This is a genomic window from Arthrobacter sp. JSM 101049, from assembly GCF_041679245.1.
Taxonomy (GTDB): Bacteria; Actinomycetota; Actinomycetes; order Actinomycetales; family Micrococcaceae; genus Arthrobacter_H.
In genome coordinates this window covers 75,898-96,699 of the sequence record NZ_JBGFFC010000005.1, presented here as the reverse complement: position 1 = coordinate 96,699, position 20,802 = coordinate 75,898, and the positions used below count along the sequence as shown (strand labels likewise).

The window sequence follows — 20,802 nt, the reverse complement described above, 5'->3', positions numbered from 1 at the left end:
GTGCCGCCCAACACGTTCGTGGCGGGAGTGCCCGCAGTCGTAAAGCGTGCCCTTTCCGCACCAGCCGGATCTCCCAGCGCCCCGCAGCCCGACCATGAGGTTGATTCGCTCCCCGCCTAGACCTAGGCGATGTCCGGGTATCGGGAAATCATGTACTGGTGCACAGCATCGCGCTTCTCAAGGTTCAAGTATTCGGGCCAGTAGATCATTTCCCTGACGTCCGCTTGCGAGCCGACGGCGCCGGGGCCGAAGTACAGGCCACCGAAGCTCGTCGGCGGGACGTTGGCCGGAGCTTTCAGGACTTCCTCAGTTCCAGCACGGAAGATGAACGACTCGTCGCTGGTCTGCGTGACCAGCAGGAACACCCAGCCGTTGCCTGATTGTGTTTGTGAGAACGCGTTGTTCGTGCCGGAGCTGGCTTGATAGTGGCCGGTGCCGGTGGTGTTACGGGTGAACGTAATGCCGGTGGCACCCAGGAACTGAACGGTGTCGTACGGTGCTTTGACTACGGCGGCAATCGTGATTGGACGCTGTGCGGTGTGCGGTCCTAGCAGCCGGCCTCCGTTAGGTGAGTCGCCCGGCGCATGCACGTGTCGGATACCGTTTTCCTCTCCCACGGTCAAAGTCGATGCGGCGGCGGAAGAAAGCTTCTGCAGCTTCGTTGGCACACTTCCAGCTACGGAATCCCATTCGGCGACTTGCGCACCAACAGGCAAATTCAGATGACCGGCGATAAACCGCGCCGCGTAACCGCCATAGCCAGGGGTGCGGATAATACGGGGCGCGAACGGATCTGCGATAGCATCGTCCACGGTGATGATCTTGCTCATAGCCAGCCTCTTTCTTGTGCAATCTGGTGGACCCGGTACGCAATGGCCTTGCACCCGGTCGCGTTGAAATGGATATAGTCCGAACGGAACGACGTAGGGGTTACTCCGTTGGTAATGTCGGTGAGATCCTGCGCAGTCCAGGTAATGCCGGCCGCCGCTGCTGCTGCGGCGGTGCGCAGCCATGTGGCGGTGTCGTCCCAGTAGGCCGGGAATGCTGCCTTGCGTGCGGCGTTGTAGGCGTCCAGTTCGGCGCGGCCCGGCCCGCCGATGGGGTTAGTGTCGGATGGGGGTATCTCCATGACGATGACGCGTTTCACGTCCGGGCCGAGGTAGTCGATCATTGCCTGTGTGGAAGCAATGGTCCGCTGGACGGGAATGTTCAGGTATCCGTTGCGTCCGGCCCAAATGGTGGTGATCCGGTCGCGGTAGGCTGTGCCGTTCGCTGGGGTGAAGCGGGAACCGGGCGGCACGGGGTACGTGCCGGGGGTGTCGGGAGTGAAGATCACGGTGTCAGCCGTGGACTCGGCAAGGATTCCGGGGATGCCCGCCAGGGTGCCGGCCACCGCCCGGTTGGGCGAGTAGAGCACCGGACTGTTCGTGATCGCTGTAACGGTCGACGGGCCGGACGCGGCGGTTGTGTTCCCGGCGAGGGTGACCAGGGCGGGTAGCCCGCCTTGGCGTGCCGCTATCTGGTCGTGTTCCTGCGAGTACCAGCCGCCGTTGTAGTGCTGCTTCCCGGTCAGCGCGGCCAGCTGTGCAGTCCAGGACTGTGCGCCTGTCAGCAGATCATCGGTAAGGGAGTCACCCCAATGCGCCCAGTCGCTGGTGGGCAGGGCCGGGGTTGCGGTGGAGCAACCGCTGCTCGGGGCGAAGATGATCCGGTCTTCGGCGTCCACGACTGCGAACGCCGGCCCGTTGTCAAGGTCCACGGACGCGAGGCCAACTGAGCGACCGACTCGTGTTGCGGCCTGTTCTGTGAAGTCACCGTCGAGCCCAACTTCAAGGACTGTGCGCCGATCCTGCGCGTCAACCACGCCGAAGAATACGCCGGCGACTGGGCTGACATCCAACAGCCGTTCGTCACCGCCAAAGACGGCCGTTCCTAGAATGTCGTCAATCCGTGGGTTGACCTCTTCGAGTACGCCGACTTTGGCTGCGTTCTCCGCCCGCTCTCCCTCAACCTTGATCGCGTTGTCCGCGGTCTGCGCGAGGGTCATCATGTCGCGGGCCAGCTTCGCTTCGACGCTGTCCTGCTTGATCAGATCCCCCGCGATCGGGTACTGGATGCCGCCGGTCGTGTATTCGGGCATAGTGCCTCCCAGAATTAGGGAAGGACCCCATATTGCGGGGACCTTCCGTGCTTATGCCTTATGCGGCGTCGTTGAATTGGCCGTAGGATTGCGGCTTCGGTCCTAGTGCGTCCCACTGCGGGTAGGTCAGGTTCGCCCCGGCCAGCGCGTCGTTGTACGCCTTGTAGGTGGTGAACGTGGTCTCTACGCTGATGATCCGCACCGACAGGGACAGCGTTGTTCCGTCCTTGTCCCCACTGCGGTTCATGCCCACGATCAACGCGTCCATCGTTACGCCGAGCAGGCGCTCAGAGGACACGGTCACCACATCACCCAGTTGCAGGCGCGGATCATCAACCACCTCGAGTCCAGTGATGGTTGGCAGCGGTGTCGCGGTCTGCCCAGCCAGGTAGTCGGCGATCCTCGAAAGCCACTCGTTGTCGTCGGTGCGGTTGTTCCACACCCCGACGTCGTGCACGAGCTCCGGGCCAATCCCGCCAGCGGTCGTCGGCGTGACGGACACTTCCGTCCATTCGACCCGCCCGAAGCCGCGGATGATTGGCCCCGCATACTCCTGCCACTTCGGCCACAAGTCCGGATCGACAGCGGTCTGCAACTTGATCTGCGAACCAGCCGGGAGCGCCCCCACGGCATGGGAGAGCTTGTAGGTTCGCGACGCAACCCGACTGAGGCCAAACGTCACATACTGCTGGCCCCAATTGTTGGTCTTGTCGGTGTCACTGGAAATGGTCGCCATGAAGAACGAACCGCGGCCGGCATTGAATGCCGCCTCAACGGTGCCGGAGTTGATGATCTGCGGATCCTCGTCCGGCATGATCCAGTCAACGTCGGCTTCGGGGCCGATGAACTGCTCCTTGACGTCGCCGTCCCGCAGTGATTCCCCGGACCCTTGATATAGCTCGCGGTTCCGGTAGCGGCCCTTGTCGATGGCGGGGATCCTCCCCGTGACGGTGACCTTGGACCGTGACCCGAGGAGGGAGTCTTCCCAGTCGAGGTCGAGGATGTCGTCAAGGGTCGTTAGGGTGCGGACTGGCGTGCGGGCCCGGAGTGCAAGCGTGGGGACGAATTGCAGGACGCCCAGCTCGTCAATCCAGAGCCCGACCAGCAAGGACCCGCTGATGTCCTTGAGCAGGGCGGATGCTTCCCGGTTTTCGATCCCCGGCCCGGCGTCCATCAGCCCGATGTGGATGACGTTGGACAGGTCGAGGACCGCTGATGGAATCCAATCCAGCGACGCGAACTCCTGGGACGCCGTGGCCGGATGGGACACCTGTAGGCCTGCCACGCGGGTAGCAACATCCCCGGAAGTCAGGACCGAAGTCATGGCCGCCCCGCCGATGGTCGCGGACCCGGTCGCCGTCGCGCCGACGTCGGTCTTCAAGGTCACCACGCCGCCCTTGAGAAGTGCGGTGACGATGGTTGCGGCGCCGAGGGTGACGCGGCAGGCTTCGGTTCCGTTGACGCGGAGGATCGCAACGCGGGTCGTGCCAACCGCGAGTTGGACCGTGGCGGTCCCGTAGTAGGCGGTCAGGAAGAAGCTTCCAGCGTGATCGGGGGCAACCATGGCAGTCAGTTGAACGGTCTTCGTGGACGCGTAGGAGACCCGGGGGCTGTACTTGTTGTTGAAGTTCCCGACCGACCAGCCCCACGGGGCCGTGTTGTTCGAATGGTGCGAGCCCGTGGTGTCGTACGCGCCACCCTCAACCAGCGTGCCGGCAGCCTCTCCGTTGGGCCACATCGACCCCTGGCAGGTCACCGCGATGGCGTTGTCATACTCGGTCGGCGGGGTCGAATAGAAGCCCGCCGTACGCAACGCATGATCGACGTAGTGGATTGAGGACAGGCCGACGCCGCGGTAGGGGTCTGTCTCCACCAGAGGCGGCATGATCCGCAGAAGCGGCAGGTGCGAAACCGACGCCGAGAGCTTGTCGTAGTCGTCGATGATCGTTGCCTGGAAGCCGCCCCTGGCGTCCCCGGAAGGTTTGTCCATAACGCCCGTGAATTGGACCCACTCGGTGGTCTCGTCTCCGGCGAAGATCTGCACTTGGTCGCCCTTGCGAGGCAACCATCCCGTCGAACTGTTGAATGGGTTCCGTGCCATCGTTTCGACATCTTCGCCAGCTAACACGATCGTCCCGGTCGCCTGCTTGATACCGGATGCCGCCACAACCTGATCCGGCATGTCACCGGACAGCTCCCGGTCCACCGACCAGGAAATGTGCTCTCGCTGCACACCGTTGACGAGCACGCGGGAAGTGAACGCCCGAACACCGCTGTCCACGAGGATTCCAGCCTGCAATCAGCCCACCTCCTGCACCGTGAATGAAATGTTGGAGTACCGGCCTCCCCGCGCTTCACGGGAAGCCAGCACGAGGTTGCGGGACGCGCCGTGGACAACCGCCTTCGGGCAACCCTGGCCGTCTGAGCGTGGGAAGAGCGTGTCCGTCCATGTGAGTGCCGGGAGCGCCGATGCGGTCGCGTTGACCGAGCACACGAAGGCCGACGCGGCGCCCGCCGGGGCAGTCGCGGTGATCCACGACTGGACGACCGTGCCGGCCGTCGCGGTGATCGTGGAGGACGCAGTGCCCAGCCCGTTCCCGGCGGCGTCGTACCAGGCGATACGCACGAATGCGCCAGCCCCGAGCACATAGGCCGACGCGGTCGCCTTGGACCCCGGGATCACCGGAACCTGTTCGGAGCCGTGAAATATGGCCCCGGCGCCGTTGTTCGAGTAGGAGCGCCCCGCCCACCCGTCGGGGGTGAGCAGCGGACCCGCCTCGCCGACGGCCGTCCCCGGCCCCGCAGTGAATGCACCCGGTGCACACGAAGCCGCGTCCGGGGACAGCATGTTCGTCACCGGGGCATCCGCGGAAACGAACACGAACGGGCCGGGTCCCCACTCCCCATTCAGGAACGACATGATCGCGCCCTGCTGGGCCGGGGTCGTCGCATCCGATGTGCCGACCTGCCAAGTACGCCGCCCCACCGGACGCACCTGCGCCTTCACCCGGCCCTCCAGCGTTGTCTGGAACGAGAACCTATCCTCTGCAGCCACCTGTTGCTGTGCCGGGCACTTCAACTCCACCAGACGGCCCAACTGGCCAAGATAGATGGACACGATTGGGCCTCCTGATGTTGATGAATTAGCGGCGGGTGAACTGCTTTTCCGTGTCCCGCATGACCCCGTAGAACTCCCGTCCGCCAAGGGACACGACAGGCTGGTAACGGGAAATCGCCGCCGACACCGCTGCGGCGATGGAACCGGCATCGAACGCCGCCGCCGACTGCGCGTTGATTGCCCGCCCGTCGGCATACCCGGGCAGTTTCGGGAACGTGCCCGCGTTGATCGCGGCGAGCTCCCGGTCGTACTTGCGGGAGTTCGCACCGTTGATCACCCATTCCTCGTCGTCCAGCCACGCCACAGGGCGGGCTGTCTTCGAGTCGAGGGCGAGTATCTGGTCCGTCCCGAGGCCCGTCTTCGGCAGCTGGCCTCCACCGTCGAACCCCGGAAGCTTCCCGCCCGACTCGTAGGCTCCCCGCTGGCCGGGATAGATTTTCCCGGTGCGAGGCGGCGCGCTGCCCTTCGTCTCGTAGATCGTCACCCGGTGCAGGTTCGACCAGGCATTCACTACCCGGCCATCGACGCCGTCCAACTCCTTGTCGAGCTTCTCGACTTGCCTCTCAGCTGTTTCGGAGAACCATGAACTGATCTTCACCCCGTCCGGGACTCCAAGCACCTTTCGCGCCAGATTCCGTGCGTCCTCGGCCGTCAGCCCAAACCGCTTCCCCGTGGCCACCAAGTCTTCATAGGTGCCCTTCAGCTTGCCCTGCAGGACATCCTGCCCGACACCCTCCTCGGCGAGCGCTTTGACTTCTTCCATGCCGCAGCGTGCGAGGCCTTGAAAGGTGTCGTTGGCGAGGCGTCCGGCCGCCGTGGTGAGGTCGAAGTCCGTCTTGTTCTTGTTCAGTGTGCGGCCCATTTCGCCGCCGGATTCGGTGATGGTCTTGAGTGCATTATCGACGGAATCGAGCTGCTCCTCGTAGGCCGCCTGCGCGTCCCGTGAGGACATGGTCAGCACACCGGTCTGGAACAGCAGGTCCAGGAAGGTCTGCATGTCCGAGACGACGCCCTCGGTGGAGACGCCGACTTCCTGCAGGGCTGCGTCGAGTTCCTTGGAGCCTTCCGCAGCTTGGACCGATGCTGGCGCTGTGCCGGTTAGGGCCCAGTTGAGGATCTCCTGTTCGCTCGCTGTCGCTCCTGCATTCGAAGCGGCGGCGCGGAGCGCGTCAAGGTAGGCCGGGAACTTGCCCGCGACTTCCTCGACGGTCATGCCGGTCTTCTTGCCCTCTTCGGCTGCGAGCCTGAAGCCGGACGCTGCCGATTCGAAGTCGCCGCCCGAGACGAGGGTGGAGAGCGCACCATCGAAGCGGGTCACCGACTCCTTGGCGAGCTTCATGTCCGAATCGAAGAAGCCGAATCCCGACCCCACGAAGTCGAGGGTCTGCAGGAACCCGTTCATGTCCAGGGTGTCCAGTGCCTGCCCGAAGCTGGAGATCTCGGCTCCGCCGGAGCCGGTCGCGGAGGCGAACTTGTCCAACTCGGCGCGGGCAGCATTGATGTCCGTGGCGGACTTCTTGATAGCCCCGGTGAATTGCTCTTGTGACCCGAGATCTTCAAGGCCGGTCCCGGCGATCTGCGATGCTACTTCGAGTCCGACCAGCGCCACGGTGGCGATGCCAGCTGCCTTACTGAGGCCAACCACTCCGCGCGAAGCCTTGCCAAACGCCCGATCGGCGCGACTGCCCTCTCCTGCGAGAGTGCGGATCGCGTCCCGGGTGTCCTTGATCTTCGGCAGAACGGTGATTAGGCCACCGCCGAGGATCGCCGCGCCGCCTGCAACGCCGGCAAGCATGCCTGCGACCGAGAGCACTGGCGCCGGGATCTGGCCAACTGCGTCGATTACGCCTTCGAGGCCCTGGACGAGACCGCGCAGGGCCTCGTTGGCCCCGGAGCCGGACTGGATCAGGACGGTGTCGAACGCGCCTCCGAGCTTCTCCAAGTCACCAGCGAGGTTGTCCTGCTTGATCGCTGCCGTCTCGGCCGCGAAGCCGGCGTCGTTGACCGCGCCTTCCCACTTCTCGATGCCTTCGGCGCCCTGTTCGTACAGGACCGATGCGGCGCGGACTGCGTCGGAGCCGAAGATGGTCTTCAGGGTGGCGTTGCGCTGCTCGTCGGACATACCACGCAGGGAGTCCTGCAGGACACCCGCGTACTCCGACAGGCCGATGAAGTTGCCCTGGGAGTCGTAGGCGGAGATCCCGAGCTCGTCCATGAGCTTCGCGGCCTTCTCCGAGGAAGGCGTGAGGGACTGCAGCATCGTCTTGAAGCTGGTACCCGCGTCGGAACCAGTCAGACCGGCCGACGCGAAGGCGGCAAGCCCACCCGTGGCCTCCTCGATGGTCAGCCCGGTCTGGGCAGCTACGAGACCGGACTGGTTCAGGGCACTCCCGAGGTCCTCCACGGACCCCTGGGCCTTGCCTGCGCCCGCTGCCAGCAGGTCGGCCACGTGGCTGACGTCGGACCCCTTGAGCTTGAACTGGGTCAGTGCCGAGGCCGCGATCTCTGATGCCTTGCCGACATCCAGGCTGCCAGCGGCGGCCAGGGCAAGCGCCCCGTCCAGACCACCGTTCATGATGTCGGCCGTCGAGACGCCGGCCTTCGCCATCTCCTCGATGCCAGCCGCCGCCTCGGAAGCCGAGAACGCCGTATCCGCGCCTGCCTTGATGGCCGCTTCACGCAGCAGCGACATGTTGTCGGCAGTCTCATGCGTGGCCGCCTGGACGCCGGACATTGCCTTGTCGAAGTCGGCCGAGGCCTTGACCGCGAGACCCAAACCGGTAACCGTCGCCACACCAACAGCTGTGACGGCCGGCGCCAGCGTCTGGAGGGCCTTGCCACGCTTCGCCGCGGCCTTCGCCTCGGCATCCCCCGAGCTCTTGATCTTCTCCTCAAGATCCTTCGTCGAGTTCGCGGCTTCCTTCATCGCCGACTTGTAGTTGGCGATCTGCGCCTCGTAGATGACCTTTACCCGGCGATCGGCCACGGAATACCTCCTGCGGTAGGGTCAGTGCATGACTGAGGGGGAAGACGTGGCCGGGAAGAAGCCCGGCACGAAACTGATGAACATCGGCAGCTGGATTGCCGCAATTGGCGTCGCGTTCGGCATCCTGGCCGTCGTCGCATTGAAGCCGCCGGGGCTAGGCCTGCTGATCCTCGTCATCGGCGGTCTCGTCGCGCTGATCGGATACCTGCAGCGCGTTCTCCTAGCCTTGGAAAGGAATGGAACGGCAAATGACTGAGCGTCGCGAGCAGATACAGCCCGACGTGAACCTGGGCAAAGCGGCCGTTTACTTCCTGGTGATGGGCGTCCTCGGATTACTCGCCGGAACCGTCGCCACGCTCTGGGCTGTCATCGGCGGAATCCTGACCGCAATCGGTCTCCTGATCGGGGCCCTTTGGTTCATGACCAGGAAGCGTCAGCCCGCTGCCCGCGACTAGGTCGTCGTCGATCGGGACTGCGTAGAGCATCTGCCCCGGTTCCGGCTTGAAACCCGTCCGGCCCTTGACCTCGTCCACGGCCGCCTGCTTGTGGCAGGTCGTGTATTCGACCTCGTAGACGCCGGCGTTGTCCGGGTTGCGGCACTCCAACACCGACCCGTTGCAGACCGGGCACTTCGTGTCCAAGTACAGCTGGTACGCGAAGACCAGCAGGTGGTCGCGGTTCCCCCACTTCCGCCCGCCCAGGAACGCCGAGGGCGGGCGGCCGAACCGCTCCGAAGCCTTGAGAGCCGCTAGGACCCGTCCGCCGCCGTGGTGGAGGGCCTGGGCAAAAAATCGGCGCTCGGCTCCACCACGCCTTGGCACGCCTCGTTGTACGCCTTCAGGATCGCCCCGAACTGGAACTCGCCCACCAGGCTGTGCAGCTTCTTCAGCTGCTCCACGCTCATGACCGGGGTGATCGCTTCCGAGACCAGCGCGAACCCCGCGTCCGTCGGATCCTTGTGCTTCTTCGTGATGAGCTTCTGCTCATCCTTCGTGTGCGCTTTCAGGCGCACCGTGAGAGCGGACTCGTTGAACTCCTCCACCAGGTCCGCGTACTTGGCACGCAACCGGTTCGGGGAATCCGAGAGAGCAGTCTCGCCGGGGGCGAGCTCCTCGGCCTTCTCGGCCAGCTCGATCCGGGCGGCCAACTCGTCGATCTCGGCAAGCAGGTCCCCACGTTGGAAAACCTTCGCACTGCGGGTCGGCTTCGTCGCACCGGACAGCCAGGCGTCGACGTCGAACTTCTCGGGGGTAATGGGATCAGTCATGGGGGTCAGGCTCCTGTGCTGGTGGGGATAGGGGTGGGGGTGATGCCGAAGTCTTCCGGCTGTGCGAGGAGGGCGACGGTGAGCCTGCCCTTCCGGTACGCCGCATTGCCGTCTGCATCGACATACCCCACGTGGGCCCTGTCTTCGTTCAGGACAAAGACGGTCAAAGTCAGTTCGTCACCGTCGATCACAGCCTCGGAGTCGAGGAGGATGTCGTTCGGGTTGAGGTCGTTGGCGCGTACCCACGCCATCATCTGCGGATCACCCATGCCGCGGGATGCGATGTTTATGGTCTTGCTCATGTCAGGCTCCTAAGAGTGGCGCCAGGCTCGGGTATTGCGGTTGGATGGTTGCCCCGCCCGGAGCCTGACATCGCAGACGGGGCAACCAGATCAGGAGGGGCCGTTAGACCCCTGCGGCGGCGACGACGATGTTGTCGTACATGGTCTGGGGCTCGAGCGGAATGCGCCGCTTGATGAACCCCGTTCCGTCGACCTTCTGCGGGGTGTCGTTGATGACATGCCCGCCCAGGTAGATCTCGTCCATCTCCGCCCAGGGCACGTCCGGGTCCTTGCCGGACTCACGGGCGTAGCACCAGAGCTCGGTGCCCTTCTCCTTGACGGCCTCCCAACCGGGCTCGTTCGCCATGTCCGGGGCGCCGGTCGAGGGATCGTACTTGCGCCACAGGGTCAGCCCCGCGGTGTAGTTGCCCGACCCGATGGCGTTGGCGTTGTTCTTCGCGCTCAACGCCTTCTCCGCGATCTTCTCGGAGTCCGTGGCCGTCCAGTTGAAGTCGGAGGTCAGGACGTCGTCTTGCACGTCGATGCCAGCGAGCAGCTCGGTGACCGTCGGCGCGCCGGGGTCGGCCGGCTCGGTGATGAGGATCGTGAACTTGGTCTTTCCGTCCGCGAGGACGCGTGCACCAGCCATCTACTTGGCTCCCTTCTTGGTGTCAGCCTTCGCGGCTGTGGGCTTGTCCCCCGGCTTGTCGGCCGGTCGGTCTTCCACCGGCTGCTCGGCCGGGTCTACTTCCGCCGTCCCGTCCTGGTCGGCCGGTTCGGTGGTGAAGTCGTTGAACGGCGGCTTGTCGATCGACAACCACCGCTCGGGGATGATCTGCGTTCGGCCCGTCTTCTTGGAGCGGGCCTCGATGAACTTGGGCATGGAGGAACCTTTCATTACTGGATTCGGGACGCGGTCAGGGTGAACTCGTCCACGGTGAACAGGGGATGCAGGGAACCAATCGACACGTCGTTGTCCGGGGTGATGTTCGTCAACGACTCCAACCGGATGCGCCCCACCTGGTAGCCGGGCACCACCGGCACCTGGCGATTCAGTGCCGGACGGGCCCGCGAGAGGAGCCAGTCCAGCGACGTGCTCGACGTGGCCACGTACGTGACCCGCACGTCCAGGGACACCGCGTCCGGGGCGTCCCGCAGCGAGGGGAACAGGGGCCCATCGCCGGAGTACTCGGTGCCCGGGGTCCCCCACAGCACGACGTACGGGTAATCGGCGAGGGTGGGCACCTGCTGCCCGTCCTGGACCTTCGAGAACGACGGCGCGAACAGGTGCGTCCTCACGGAGGTGGGGAACATGGCCTTGACGGCGTCGAAGAACCCGATCACAGCAGCCCCTCCGTCGCCATCTCCAGGAACCCCAGCAGGATCGGCTCCTCCTGCCGCATGGCCACCACCGGATCCGCCACCGTCCCACCGCCACCGTTGGACCCACCGAAGTAGGCGAGACCGGCGAGCGCGGCGGTTGTGTCGCGTTGGGCGTTAGGGCCGACTTCGACTTGGATGATGCCGGTGCCGTCGAATCCGAAGGTCTTGACGTCGTAGTCGATGGAGCGGGCTGCTGGTTTGAAGTGGGGCGAGGCCCGCAGGTCGGCTTGGAGGCGTCGCTTGGTGGCGAGGCCGGTCTTGGCCATGATCGGCTTGATCTTCCGTGCCAGCTTGGCGGGGGCGAGGCCCATGTCGTGGACGAGTTCGGTGATTTCGGAGGCGTCTGCGCTCATGAGGTCACCGCCTTCACGTTCCAGCGTTCCGCGGTCTGGTAGGAGCCGCGGGCGGCGCCGGTGATCTCGTATCTGGTGCCGGCGAGGATGGGGTTGGCCACCGAGGTGCGCAGGTTGACCAGGTCGCCGGGTCGGAGTCCGGTGCCGATGGGGAAGACGAGGACCTGGCGTTCGATGGTGAAGACGTGGGACCCGGCCTCAGCGTTGCCGTCCATGGTGGTGCCGGCCTTGGCCCGGCACCAGCCGGTTTGCCCGTCGACCGGGTAGACCTGGGGGCCGGTGACCTCGTCGGAGCCGGTCTCCGGGTTGAAGGTGGTCCCGGTGGGGCGGAGGACGTCGCAGGTGTCGCGCATGGATTCAATGGCGTCGCGTTGGCCTTCGAGGATGTCCGCGGCGTCGTAGGGGCTGAACATGGTCACCCCCAGAGGGAGACGCTGTAGGCGCCGGATTCGTAGACGACCGGGGTGGGGGTGATGAGTGCGAGTTCGTGCTCGTTGACGTAGAGCTCGCCCGTGGAGACGGAGGAGTCCAGGGTCTGGGACTTGGACCAGTCGTCGTAGGACTTGCTGAGCTGGCGTACGCTGTCGGGGTTCTTCAGGACGCGGACGATCATGGACGTCATCGCGGACTTCACGGCATCCTCGGTGACGTCGTCCTTGTCGAGGTTGGCCTGCAGGTCCGGGCTGGCTGAGACGAGTCGGATCCATGCCTGGGTGGAGAGGCCGGGGACGATGGTTTCCTCGGCCGGGGAAAGGGGGCGCCATACCGCGGTGACGTCGGATGCTTCGATGTTGACGGGCATGACGCCCTCCTTCCGCTGGTGCTAGACCGGTTCGGCCTTGGTCTCGCCGGTTTCGATGTTCCGGGTCACCTTGAAGACCGTGCCGCCGGGGCCGGTCTGCTCGTAGACCTCGGTGCGTTCCTTCGGCTTGGACGTCCGGCGGGACTGCGTTGCCTTGGGTTTGGCGTCGGCGGCGGCCTTCTCAGCGATCGCCGCCTTGTCGGCTTCCTCCTTGGCCTTCCGGTCGGCGTCGGCGCGCTTCTGCTCCGCGTCGGCTTCCTGCTTGGCCTCGGCGTCCTGGGCGGTCTGTGCCGCCTGGTCTGCCTCGTCCTGTGCCTGCTGCTGCTCGATGGCCTCCTGGGCGGCCTTCTGGTCCGCTGAGGTGGCCTTCTTGGTGTTCTGTGCCATGTCGTTGCCTCCTAGGCGTTCTGGACGCCGCGCAGGCGTGCAGCGGCCTTGCCGCCGAACGTCGCGACGCCCGTGTAGAACTCGATGCGGGTGCGGTAGGCCGGCTTCTCCTGCAGCTGGCCCAGGTCATCGACCATGACCCCGCCGTTGGTGAGGCCGGTGACCGCCCGGTCGCCCTCGTCCTGGCCGAACTTCACGGCGTAGATCGAGGAGGTATCCGAGGCGGTGCCCATCGTCTCGTCCTGGGTGAGGATCTCGGTGCCGGCCGCGTCCTGGCCGGCGTCGAGGACGGCGATGCCGTTGTACTGCAGGACGCGCTTCCCGGTGAGGTCCTCGCGGACGGTCTCGGTGCCGCCGATGCGGCGGCCAGCGGAGCGGATCTTGCCCATGATCTTCGTGTTGGCGTAGATCGCGCCGTTGCCCGCGTTGATGCCGGGCACCTGGCCGAGCAGGGCGTCGAGCATGTCGAAGAAGTCGTGCGCCGCGGCGCCGTCGGTGCCCAGGATCGGGGCGCCGTTGGTGCCGGCGTCGAGGACCTGGCCGCCGATGAGGCGCTTCTTCAACCCGTCGAACGAGAGCGCGTCCACTTCGACGTCCCCGTTGAAGAACGTGTCCTGGAACTTGTACGAGGCCGCCTTGACCTTCATCGCGGTCTGAACGGCACGCTGGTCGTTCAGATCGGAACGGGTCTTCTGGATGAAGCGGTCGACGTCCGCGTCGCCGCCGAGGATGGCCAGCGTCTCGGTGCGCTGGACCACCGTGCCGGTGGACTCCGTGTACTTCCCGTTCACCGCACGGAACTCAACCCCGGGCAGTGCGCCTTCGGAGTTGTACGCGTACGCGTTGCCCTCAATGTCGAGGAACGGGATGCGGTCGAGGATCGGGGACTCCTGAATGAAGGTCTCGATCACACCGCGCTGCAGGTGGGTGGTGGACAGCTTCGCCGCCTCCACAAGGGTGATAGCCACAGTGGCTCTCCTTTCGGATGGTTATGGCCCGCTGGCGGCTGCCACCGGGGGTTTGCTACTTCTTGCCGGCCTCGCCGTAGGCGTGCCGCAACCGGCTCATGCCCGGGGCGACCTCGGCCCCTGAGCTTCCGGCAGCGCCTGCGCCGGGGACGACCCCGTTACCGGCGGAGCCGCCCCACTTCGCGATCCACTGGTCGGCGTCGGACTCCAATTCCTCCTTCGTGGCGCCGCGCAACCGCTCGGCCGCCTCGAGGTCCAGGCCCTTGGCCGCCGCGACCCGGTACTGCAGGATCGTGGTGTCCTTCTGCTCGAGCTGCCGGGTCTTCTCGGCGTCGGAGGCCTGCAGGTCCTTGAACGTCTGCTCGCGCTTCTGTTCGTCGGTCTTGCCGGCATCCTCGAGCTCCTTGATCCGCGCGTCGCGCGCGGCCAGGTCGGCCTTCAGCTGCTTGGCGACCTGCCGTTCGGCCTTGAGGGCCTTGGGCCCGCCCTCGCCGTCGAACTCGTCGGCGCCGGTACCTTCGCCGGAACCGCCGTCCCCCGAGCCGCCGTTGGTGCCAGCAGCGCCTTCGGTGCCCGCGCCTGCTCCCCCTGTGCCACCGGTGCCGCCGGTGTTGCCTGCACCGCCGTCACCGCCGGAACCCGGGCCGCTACCGGAGCTGGCCGGGTCCTGCATGACGGCATCGCCGAAGGTGGCCCGATGGTGGGCCAGCAGTGCCTCGAAGCCACCCGGAGCGTACGGGTCGATGTATCCGTGGATCAGGCGGCTGGTCTTGTTCTTGGACATGGTGAAAATCCCCTATCGCAGAGGTAGGACCCCGCGGCCTCGCGCCGCCGGGTTGGTCATTTGGTGAAAATCTCCCCGCGTGAAGCGGTCCAGCGACGGAAGCTTGCTTCGGCCCGTGCCGAGATCTCCGGAGTCAGCGGGCCCTTCCCGTACGGATTGCGGCCCTGAAGCACCGCCTCCCAGGCGAGCTTGGCGTCCAGCAGCCGCTTTTGGGCCGCTGTCCGGGTTGCCTTCGAGTAGGCCCCGGCGCCGGCCCCGCGGATCATCCCGGTGGGGTTCTGTCCGCCGGGGATCAGGTAGCCGTTGCGCTGGAGCAGGTCGAGGGTCGCTTCCCGCGGGAGCTGCTGGCCGTAGATCGCCTCCGGGGTCAACCGGGCGCGTTGGGAGCGCATGTATTTGCTGCCACCCCTGATCTTCCGGAAGGCTGCGCCGGCCGTGGACCCGTAGTAGCCACGCTTCGTGGTCCCCTCGCGGGTCACCATTGAAGCGCGCTGGCCCCGGCGGGTCCCGTCGGCGGATACTCCCGCGTAGGAGACCCCTCGTCGGGCGTTGACGACCTGGAAGAGGTCCCCCCCGTCGCGGATGGCCTGTGCGCCGGCCTTCCCGAACGCCTTGTCCTGTTCATCACCGGAGAGGCCTTCGAAGTACTCGTACGGGTCGACCCGCATGTCGTCCTCGCGGGACTCCGCAAGGGGCACGTGGGTGCAATCGCACCGTGGGTGTCTCAGGAAGCCCTCGTTGCCGCGGTAGACGCGGCCGGCGAGGACGACGCACCTCGAGCACGACGGCGGATTCAGCATCCGCACGTAGGAGACCCTGGGCCGGGCGTAGACGTCGACCCCGGCAGCGGTGCGGCCGGCGTCGGCGACCGTGACTTTCGTGAGCAGGTCCATGTTCTGCCGCGACTTCGCCAAGGCGAGTGCCGGGACCATGCCGCCGCCGATGAGGGTCTTCACGTTGGCGATCGGGGAGTACAGCAGCGAGTCCAGGGGCCGGCCGTCGGCAGCCGTTCCGGCGAAGCCGGCTGGATCCACGAAGGCCTGCGGCGCGGTGTAGCTGCCCTGCTCTGCCAGCAGCGTTCCGCCGTACCCGGCGCCCTCCGCTGCGGCGTCGAGCTGCAGCTGGGCGAGGTCCCGGAGGAGGAACGGTGCCGCCTCGTCCCATGAGGCGTCGAGGTCGGCGAGGGAGATCCGGCGCCATGCCTTCCGGCCGGCCGCGACCGCACGCAGCTGCAGGGCCCGCATGGCCCTGTCGTGCTTGATCGCGGCCGCCGGGTAGGTGATCACACCGCCTCCAACTCCCTGACCGTGTCATTCAGCGCCGCGTCCTGGGCTGCGAGCTCATCGTCCGCGTTCTTGACCCACTGCTTCACCGCAGGCGGCGTCGCGCCGGGCAGCATCATCCAGGCATCCTTGCGGGCCATGCCGCCGCCGATCAGCTTCCCGATCGCGTCCACGATCTGCGCGAACGACCGCGGCTCCGTGTCCGCCCAGATGACCTCGCTGGCGTTGTCCTCATGGGACTCCCCGCGCGCCCGGTTCGACAGACGCATCACCTCCTCCAGCGACTCCCCCGCAGCCCGCTTCAGGTCCTTCACCAGCGACTGCAGCGTGGACTCCGCACCAGCGAGCGCATCGCCGGAGAGGTTGGCCATGCGCGAGAGCATGTACTGGGGTGGGATCTGTCCGGTAGCGAAGAAGTCCGTGAGGAATTCCTGGAGGACCTTGATGTAGTTGTCCAGGTTGGATTCGGGGAGGTCGAACACCTTGGTCTCGGTCCCGGGGAACACGAGTGCACGGTCGACGCCTACCCGGCCGGGTGAATTGAGGACCGGTACCGGCTGGCCGTTCTTGGCCAGGACCGGTTTCCCGTTGTCGTCCATGCGCAGGACCGGGTTCCCCGACTTGTCGCGGACGACCGGGTCGAAGCCGGTGAAGACGCGCTGGCGGAAGGCCGAGAACTGCATGGCCAGCAGGGTGTTGAAGCGGATCGTGTTGATCGCGTCCTGCTGGGGGAATAGTCCCTCGATCGCCGAGCGGGGCCGGCCGTTGGCGTCCACCTTGTAGTCGAAGGGCACGTACGGGAGCATGTTGAACCCGTGCCGGCCCTGCGTGTCGTACGTCCACGCGCCAGAGCCGCCGACGGAGACGAACCGCATCCACTCGTTGTCGTCGTAGACGTACCCGAACTTCTTCGTGCTCGAGTAGGCGAGGTAGTCAGGCAGGATCAGCTGCGAGTCGGCGCGCTCGCGCACCTGGATGACCTTCACCGCGTACTCGTGGGTGAATGGGTCCTCCGGGTCCGGCTGCAGCCAGACATTGCGCGCGTTCTCGGGCCGGATCTTCGGCGTCTTGCGCTTCCTGGGGTTGGCGGAGACGGACATCATGCCGCGGCCATGTACGTACATCTGCAGGAAGACGATGCCCTGGCGGGAGTCGAGCCGGTTGGGCTGCCAAACCTCGTTCCAGACCGTCGAGTCGGCCGTATCGTCGCGGCCTGTCTTGAAGCCGTCGACCTGCAACCGCTGGACCGGGGCACCGGCGGCAATGTCGAGCCAGTTGGCCGTGCTCATCTCCTGCAGGGCCGCATACTCCTCGTTCACGCCCTCCGGCGCATAGGGCAGGTCCTGCTCGCCCTCGAGGTAATTCTGCCGGCGGTCCCACGCCTTGGCCTGGCTGTTGAGCTCGTAGAGGCCCAGCTCCAGGCGTTCACGGGCGAGCGTTACGTCCACGGGTGCGCCTCCTTGGCCTAGTTGAATCCGAACACCTGCGTGGAGATGCCCTGTGGTGCGTGGTAGTACTGCGTCCATCCGGCTGCCCGGGCGTCGCAGGCTGCCTCATGGGCGATCACTGAGGTCACTGCGGCGTCGATTTTCTGGTGTTCTGACGGCTTGAGGATGATGTACCGCTGGCCGGTGCGGGCGAACATCTTGGCGTTGGAGATGTGCAGCGCCGTCACGGCGCAGTCATCGTGGGTGAGGGATCCTGACCCCAGGTCGACCAGAAACCGCTCCAGGGCGGCATGCATGGGCGTCTGACGGTACGTTTCCCACTGGATGACACGCTTCTCGCCGTACTTCAGCGCCCAGTCCTCGACTTCGGTCTTCCACAACGGCGGGTCGCAGTACATGCGTTCGACGTCGTGCGTCTCGAAGAGCTCCTCGACGGCAGCGTGGACTTCGCCCCGCGGGATCCGGCCGCCCCACTCGGCCGGATCCCAGATCGTGGGGCGGTTGTCCGGCCCGTACGTCGGCGTGAACTGCCAACCCCCGACCGTCTCGGCACGAATGCACGTGAAGTCGGACTTGTCGGAACCGTCGAACCCGAGACAGATACGCACCAGGTCCTCCTAGACGGTTGCCGCTGCGATGGACTCCGCGCTCTCCCACACACCCTCTGGCATCCACGCACCCTTGCCCTGGACGAGGATGTTCCCGTAGAAGCGCTCGGCTTCCTCGGGGTCCTTTTCCATGAGCTCCAGCGCTTCGGCCTCGATCGCGTCCAGGTCCACCCACGGTGAACCTTCGTAGACGTACTTGAGGATCTTGCGCCGGTCACGGGCGTTCTTGAACTTCAGAGACTCCGGCGGCTTGCGAAAGAACCGGAAGATGTCCTGTGCCCGTGCCTCATAGGTCTCCTGCGCCGTCGAGTTCTCCGCCGGGTCGTACGCGTTCGACGTCTCAATACCGCGGCCGCCGATACCAGCGAGACCACGCCGCGCTGTCTTGGCCACGCCCTTGAGCTTGTTCGTCTTCGTGTACGTCCCGGTTTCGTCCCAGATCGCGAAGGTGATGGGGTTACCCAGGCGGGACAGCGCCGAGGACGTCACCGCCTCGATCTTGCCTTCCTCACCGATGCGCGTGAACTCCTCGCCCACGCGCAGGAACTCCGCCAGCGGGCCCAGCTTCACCATCTCCCGCAGCGGACCGTAGGTGTTGTCCACCTGCTCCTGGGATGCTGCGAACAGCTGGATCAACGGAGTCGGCCACGGCATGCCCTTCGGCTCCCCGGCGTCGTACTCGTACACGAAACCGCAGTCGCAGTCGTAGACCGAGCACTCGTAGGCTTCTCCGTCCCGGGCCCACCCAGCGAACAGCGCGGGCCCCTTGGCCTCGTTGAGGGTCATGGTCGCCGCCCACGGGCCCTTGCCCGTCTTCTGCGGAGCAATCACCTGGGAGCGCCGGTTGTGGAAGGCCGGCGCCAGGACCGGCTGCTCCGGCACCCAGAGTGCGGTGGGCTTCACCCGGTAGTGGTTGACCGTGCACCACAGCTGCCAATCGCTCATGATGAACGGCTGGCCGCGCTTGAAGCCGGTCGGGATCGGGCAATGCGCCTCGATCCAGTCCGCGGCCAGGAACCCCGTGGTCGGGAAGTCGACGACGAACTGGCTAGAAGCCTGTTCCATTGCGCACCACGTGCAGGCGGTCCTTCGACGAAGGACGGCGAGCGCTGTCCTTCTTCGTGTTCTCCTGGCGTTTCTCGGCTACCTGGTCGGTGGCGATGCGCCAGCGGTTGCGGAGCATGGCCGAGGGGTTGAGGCCGAGGAGGTTGGACCATTGGCGGGCTTCGGAGGCTGCCTTGAGGCTGCCGGCTTCGCTGGCGACCAGGAGGCGGACGTACAGGGCGACGTCGTGGCGCCAGCCGAGCTGGTCCCAGGCGACGGCTTGTGGTGTCTTCCAGATGGTGCGCCAGGTGGCGAGCTCGCGTGTGTCGATGGCACGGGCGGCGGCGTCGTTGCGTTCCTCGGCTGGCTTCTGCTTCTCGAGCTCGCGCCACTTCTGCAGCGGCCATGCCGGCGGGTTTCCCTTGCGCCCCTCGGAGGGCAGCAGCCGCCACGATCCCTGGTCGTCCTTGCGGCCACGGCGCAGCGCCATCGGGTCTGGCGGCGGTCCTGAATTTGGTCGTGTCCCTCCACGGGGCATGGTCCACCTGCTTCCATTACCGCGTCGCGCGGCATCACGGAACCGGCATCGCGCCGGCCCCAAATCTGACTCAGGGAATCGGCCGGTTTTGAACCTGACCAAACCGTCAAACTTTGAACCTGACTAGGGCTTTCAGGAATCCTCTGAACCTGTCAGACCTTTTAGAGACCTCCCCGGCGGTCCTGCCGGAGAAGGCCGGCGGGGGCCCCTCCCCCACCCCCTATGGCCTCGGCGCCGTGGCCGCTTCGGGATGCTCATGCACTCGATGCGATGCATGTCCGGCGGCTCCGAGGTTGCATCGCAGGTGCTCGGGACCGGACCAGGCGCGCCGGTCGTCGGTGTGCCCGAGCTGGAAGGGCTCGCCCTCCTCGAACTGCACACCACAACGGCCACACCTGAAGTGCTGGATGCCCTTGCGTTCGATGCGACGGCGTTCGTTGCGGTGAGCTGGCCCGTAGCCCCGCGCTTGTGCGCTACCTCTGCGTGCATCGCGCTCGCTTCGGTGTGTGGGGCAGCGGTTCTGCTCGTCGAACTCCGGGCATCCCGGCTCGGCGCATACCCTGAGTCGTCCCATGCGTACCTCCAGGGTCCTGGCATACGAGAAGCCCGGAACCTTGGGGGAAGTTCCGGGCTTCTCAATCGGTGGGCGTTCTGGTTTTAGATACACGTCACCGGATTGGTAATAGCGTAGCGCACTCCCGGGCCAAACTCATGCGGACTGGGCGTTGAGCGTGTCGGCCAGGTCATGGATGCTGCTGGCCGGCCACTCCGCACCACATGCACGGCAGCTGGCCAGCACCTGCTCCGACCCCACGGCCGCGGCAAGGGCCGGCTTCCGGATCGTCTCCCCGAACTCATGCACCATCGCCCACGTATTCCGGCACTCCGGGCAGCACGCGCCCCGCAGCTGCAGCACCTTGGCCGGATCCAGCAAGCCCTCGATCTGTGTCACCCACTTCGCCAGGACCTTCCGCACCTCGAGCCTGCCGGTCGGCTTCGTCCGCATGAACTCCACCCACGCCAGCACCCGCTGCTCCATCGTGGCCATCGGTCTGACCCGCAACCGCTCCCGCTCCAACCACATCAACTCCGCCGACTCACGGTCGATGGCCACGAACAGGTCCACCGCCTCGACCGAGATCGCAGCAGCCGAACCACCAGCACCACCACCGCCACCGCTCTCGGGCCTGTTGCCCATGTCCGGGCGGGCCGCATTGCGCAGCAGCACGAACAGCGGCGGCTCCTGCCAGAAGTGTCGAGCCTCCGTGCCCTCGTTGTCCCGATAGATCGCGGTCTCCGTCGTCGTGCGCAGCAGCCTGTCCGCCAACCGCATCACGTCCTGCTCAGTCACAATCCCCATCGCCATCAACCCCTTTCGTCTCGGCCTCGGCCTGTCGTTCGGTCCATTCGGT

Annotated in this window: 24 protein-coding genes; 2 read left to right on the top strand and 22 right to left on the bottom strand. The window is 65.9% G+C overall.

Going from position 1 to position 20,802, the window contains the following annotated elements; all coding sequences use genetic code 11:
• Positions 1–122 precede the first annotated feature (122 nt).
• Genes AB8M85_RS13870 through AB8M85_RS13850 form a run of 5 tightly spaced genes read right to left on the bottom strand, consistent with a single transcriptional unit; the run spans position 123 to position 8,244 of the window.
• A complete protein-coding gene (locus AB8M85_RS13870) occupies positions 123–830 on the bottom strand; it encodes a hypothetical protein (protein WP_372699428.1) in 708 nt (235 codons plus the stop codon).
• Entirely contained in the window at positions 827–2,140 is a 1,314-nt protein-coding gene (locus tag AB8M85_RS13865) for a hypothetical protein (RefSeq protein ID WP_372699427.1), read from the bottom strand. Before AB8M85_RS13865 ends, AB8M85_RS13870 begins: the two co-directional genes overlap by 4 nt.
• Before the next feature lie 58 nt (positions 2,141–2,198).
• Positions 2,199–4,421, bottom strand: coding sequence for a hypothetical protein (locus AB8M85_RS13860; protein ID WP_372699426.1), 2,223 nt, complete (start codon positions 4,419–4,421; stop codon positions 2,199–2,201).
• Positions 4,422–4,439: 18 nt separating this feature from the next.
• Complete coding sequence (locus AB8M85_RS13855) at positions 4,440–5,258, bottom strand: hypothetical protein (protein WP_372699425.1); 819 nt, start codon at positions 5,256–5,258, stop codon at positions 4,440–4,442.
• Positions 5,259–5,283: 25 nt separating this feature from the next.
• Entirely contained in the window at positions 5,284–8,244 is a 2,961-nt protein-coding gene (locus AB8M85_RS13850; protein ID WP_372699424.1) for a phage tail tape measure protein, read from the bottom strand.
• Positions 8,245–8,272: 28 nt separating this feature from the next.
• Between AB8M85_RS13850 and AB8M85_RS13845 the strand changes: the two genes are divergently transcribed.
• Both AB8M85_RS13845 and AB8M85_RS13840 read left to right on the top strand, forming a co-directional pair.
• Positions 8,273–8,500 carry a hypothetical protein gene (locus AB8M85_RS13845; protein WP_372699423.1) on the top strand — a complete coding sequence of 76 codons (228 nt, stop codon included), beginning with the start codon at positions 8,273–8,275 and terminating at the stop codon, positions 8,498–8,500.
• Positions 8,493–8,699: a hypothetical protein gene (locus AB8M85_RS13840; protein ID WP_372699422.1), complete on the top strand. Its 207-nt coding sequence runs from the start codon at positions 8,493–8,495 to the stop codon at positions 8,697–8,699. The genes AB8M85_RS13845 and AB8M85_RS13840 overlap by 8 nt, the downstream gene beginning before the upstream one ends.
• A gap of 293 nt (positions 8,700–8,992) precedes the next feature.
• On the opposite strand, the gene AB8M85_RS13835 is transcribed toward AB8M85_RS13840, so the two are convergent.
• From AB8M85_RS13835 to AB8M85_RS13755, 17 genes are all read right to left on the bottom strand, one after another.
• On the bottom strand, positions 8,993–9,511 hold the full coding sequence (locus tag AB8M85_RS13835) for a hypothetical protein (RefSeq protein WP_372699421.1): 519 nt from the start codon (positions 9,509–9,511) through the stop codon (positions 8,993–8,995).
• Between the two features lie 5 nt (positions 9,512–9,516).
• On the bottom strand, positions 9,517–9,813 hold the full coding sequence (locus tag AB8M85_RS13830; RefSeq protein ID WP_372699420.1) for a hypothetical protein: 297 nt from the start codon (positions 9,811–9,813) through the stop codon (positions 9,517–9,519).
• 103 nt (positions 9,814–9,916) lie between these two features.
• Positions 9,917–10,441: a hypothetical protein gene (locus AB8M85_RS13825; protein ID WP_372699419.1), complete on the bottom strand. Its 525-nt coding sequence runs from the start codon at positions 10,439–10,441 to the stop codon at positions 9,917–9,919.
• Entirely contained in the window at positions 10,442–10,675 is a 234-nt protein-coding gene (locus AB8M85_RS13820; protein ID WP_372699418.1) for a hypothetical protein, read from the bottom strand.
• A gap of 14 nt (positions 10,676–10,689) precedes the next feature.
• Positions 10,690–11,136 (bottom strand): hypothetical protein, encoded by a 447-nt coding sequence (locus tag AB8M85_RS13815; protein WP_372699417.1) that lies wholly within the window; start codon positions 11,134–11,136, stop codon positions 10,690–10,692.
• Complete coding sequence (locus AB8M85_RS13810; RefSeq protein WP_372699416.1) at positions 11,133–11,528, bottom strand: hypothetical protein; 396 nt, start codon at positions 11,526–11,528, stop codon at positions 11,133–11,135. Before AB8M85_RS13810 ends, AB8M85_RS13815 begins: the two co-directional genes overlap by 4 nt.
• On the bottom strand, positions 11,525–11,941 hold the full coding sequence (locus AB8M85_RS13805) for a DUF6093 family protein (RefSeq protein ID WP_372699415.1): 417 nt from the start codon (positions 11,939–11,941) through the stop codon (positions 11,525–11,527). The genes AB8M85_RS13810 and AB8M85_RS13805 overlap by 4 nt, the downstream gene beginning before the upstream one ends.
• Before the next feature lie 2 nt (positions 11,942–11,943).
• Positions 11,944–12,330: a hypothetical protein gene (locus AB8M85_RS13800; RefSeq protein ID WP_372699414.1), complete on the bottom strand. Its 387-nt coding sequence runs from the start codon at positions 12,328–12,330 to the stop codon at positions 11,944–11,946.
• Positions 12,331–12,351: 21 nt separating this feature from the next.
• Complete coding sequence (locus AB8M85_RS13795) at positions 12,352–12,717, bottom strand: hypothetical protein (protein ID WP_372699413.1); 366 nt, start codon at positions 12,715–12,717, stop codon at positions 12,352–12,354.
• A gap of 11 nt (positions 12,718–12,728) precedes the next feature.
• Positions 12,729–13,685 carry a major capsid protein gene (locus AB8M85_RS13790; RefSeq protein ID WP_372699412.1) on the bottom strand — a complete coding sequence of 319 codons (957 nt, stop codon included), beginning with the start codon at positions 13,683–13,685 and terminating at the stop codon, positions 12,729–12,731.
• A 55-nt stretch (positions 13,686–13,740) separates the two neighbouring features.
• Positions 13,741–14,469: a hypothetical protein gene (locus AB8M85_RS13785; protein ID WP_372699411.1), complete on the bottom strand. Its 729-nt coding sequence runs from the start codon at positions 14,467–14,469 to the stop codon at positions 13,741–13,743.
• A 56-nt stretch (positions 14,470–14,525) separates the two neighbouring features.
• Positions 14,526–15,755: a hypothetical protein gene (locus tag AB8M85_RS13780; protein WP_372699410.1), complete on the bottom strand. Its 1,230-nt coding sequence runs from the start codon at positions 15,753–15,755 to the stop codon at positions 14,526–14,528.
• Positions 15,752–17,200: a phage portal protein gene (locus tag AB8M85_RS13775; RefSeq protein WP_372699409.1), complete on the bottom strand. Its 1,449-nt coding sequence runs from the start codon at positions 17,198–17,200 to the stop codon at positions 15,752–15,754. The genes AB8M85_RS13780 and AB8M85_RS13775 overlap by 4 nt, the downstream gene beginning before the upstream one ends.
• Before the next feature lie 17 nt (positions 17,201–17,217).
• Entirely contained in the window at positions 17,218–17,808 is a 591-nt protein-coding gene (locus AB8M85_RS13770; protein WP_372699408.1) for a terminase, read from the bottom strand.
• 9 nt (positions 17,809–17,817) lie between these two features.
• A complete protein-coding gene (locus tag AB8M85_RS13765; RefSeq protein WP_372699407.1) occupies positions 17,818–18,873 on the bottom strand; it encodes a terminase in 1,056 nt (351 codons plus the stop codon).
• Positions 18,857–19,342, bottom strand: a complete 486-nt coding sequence (locus AB8M85_RS13760; protein WP_372699406.1) for a hypothetical protein — start codon at positions 19,340–19,342, stop codon at positions 18,857–18,859. Before AB8M85_RS13760 ends, AB8M85_RS13765 begins: the two co-directional genes overlap by 17 nt.
• A gap of 757 nt (positions 19,343–20,099) precedes the next feature.
• The gene (locus tag AB8M85_RS13755; RefSeq protein ID WP_372699405.1) at positions 20,100–20,741 is read right to left on the bottom strand and encodes a hypothetical protein; all 642 of its coding nucleotides are present in this window, start codon (positions 20,739–20,741) and stop codon (positions 20,100–20,102) included.
• Between the last annotated feature and the right edge of the window lie 61 nt (positions 20,742–20,802).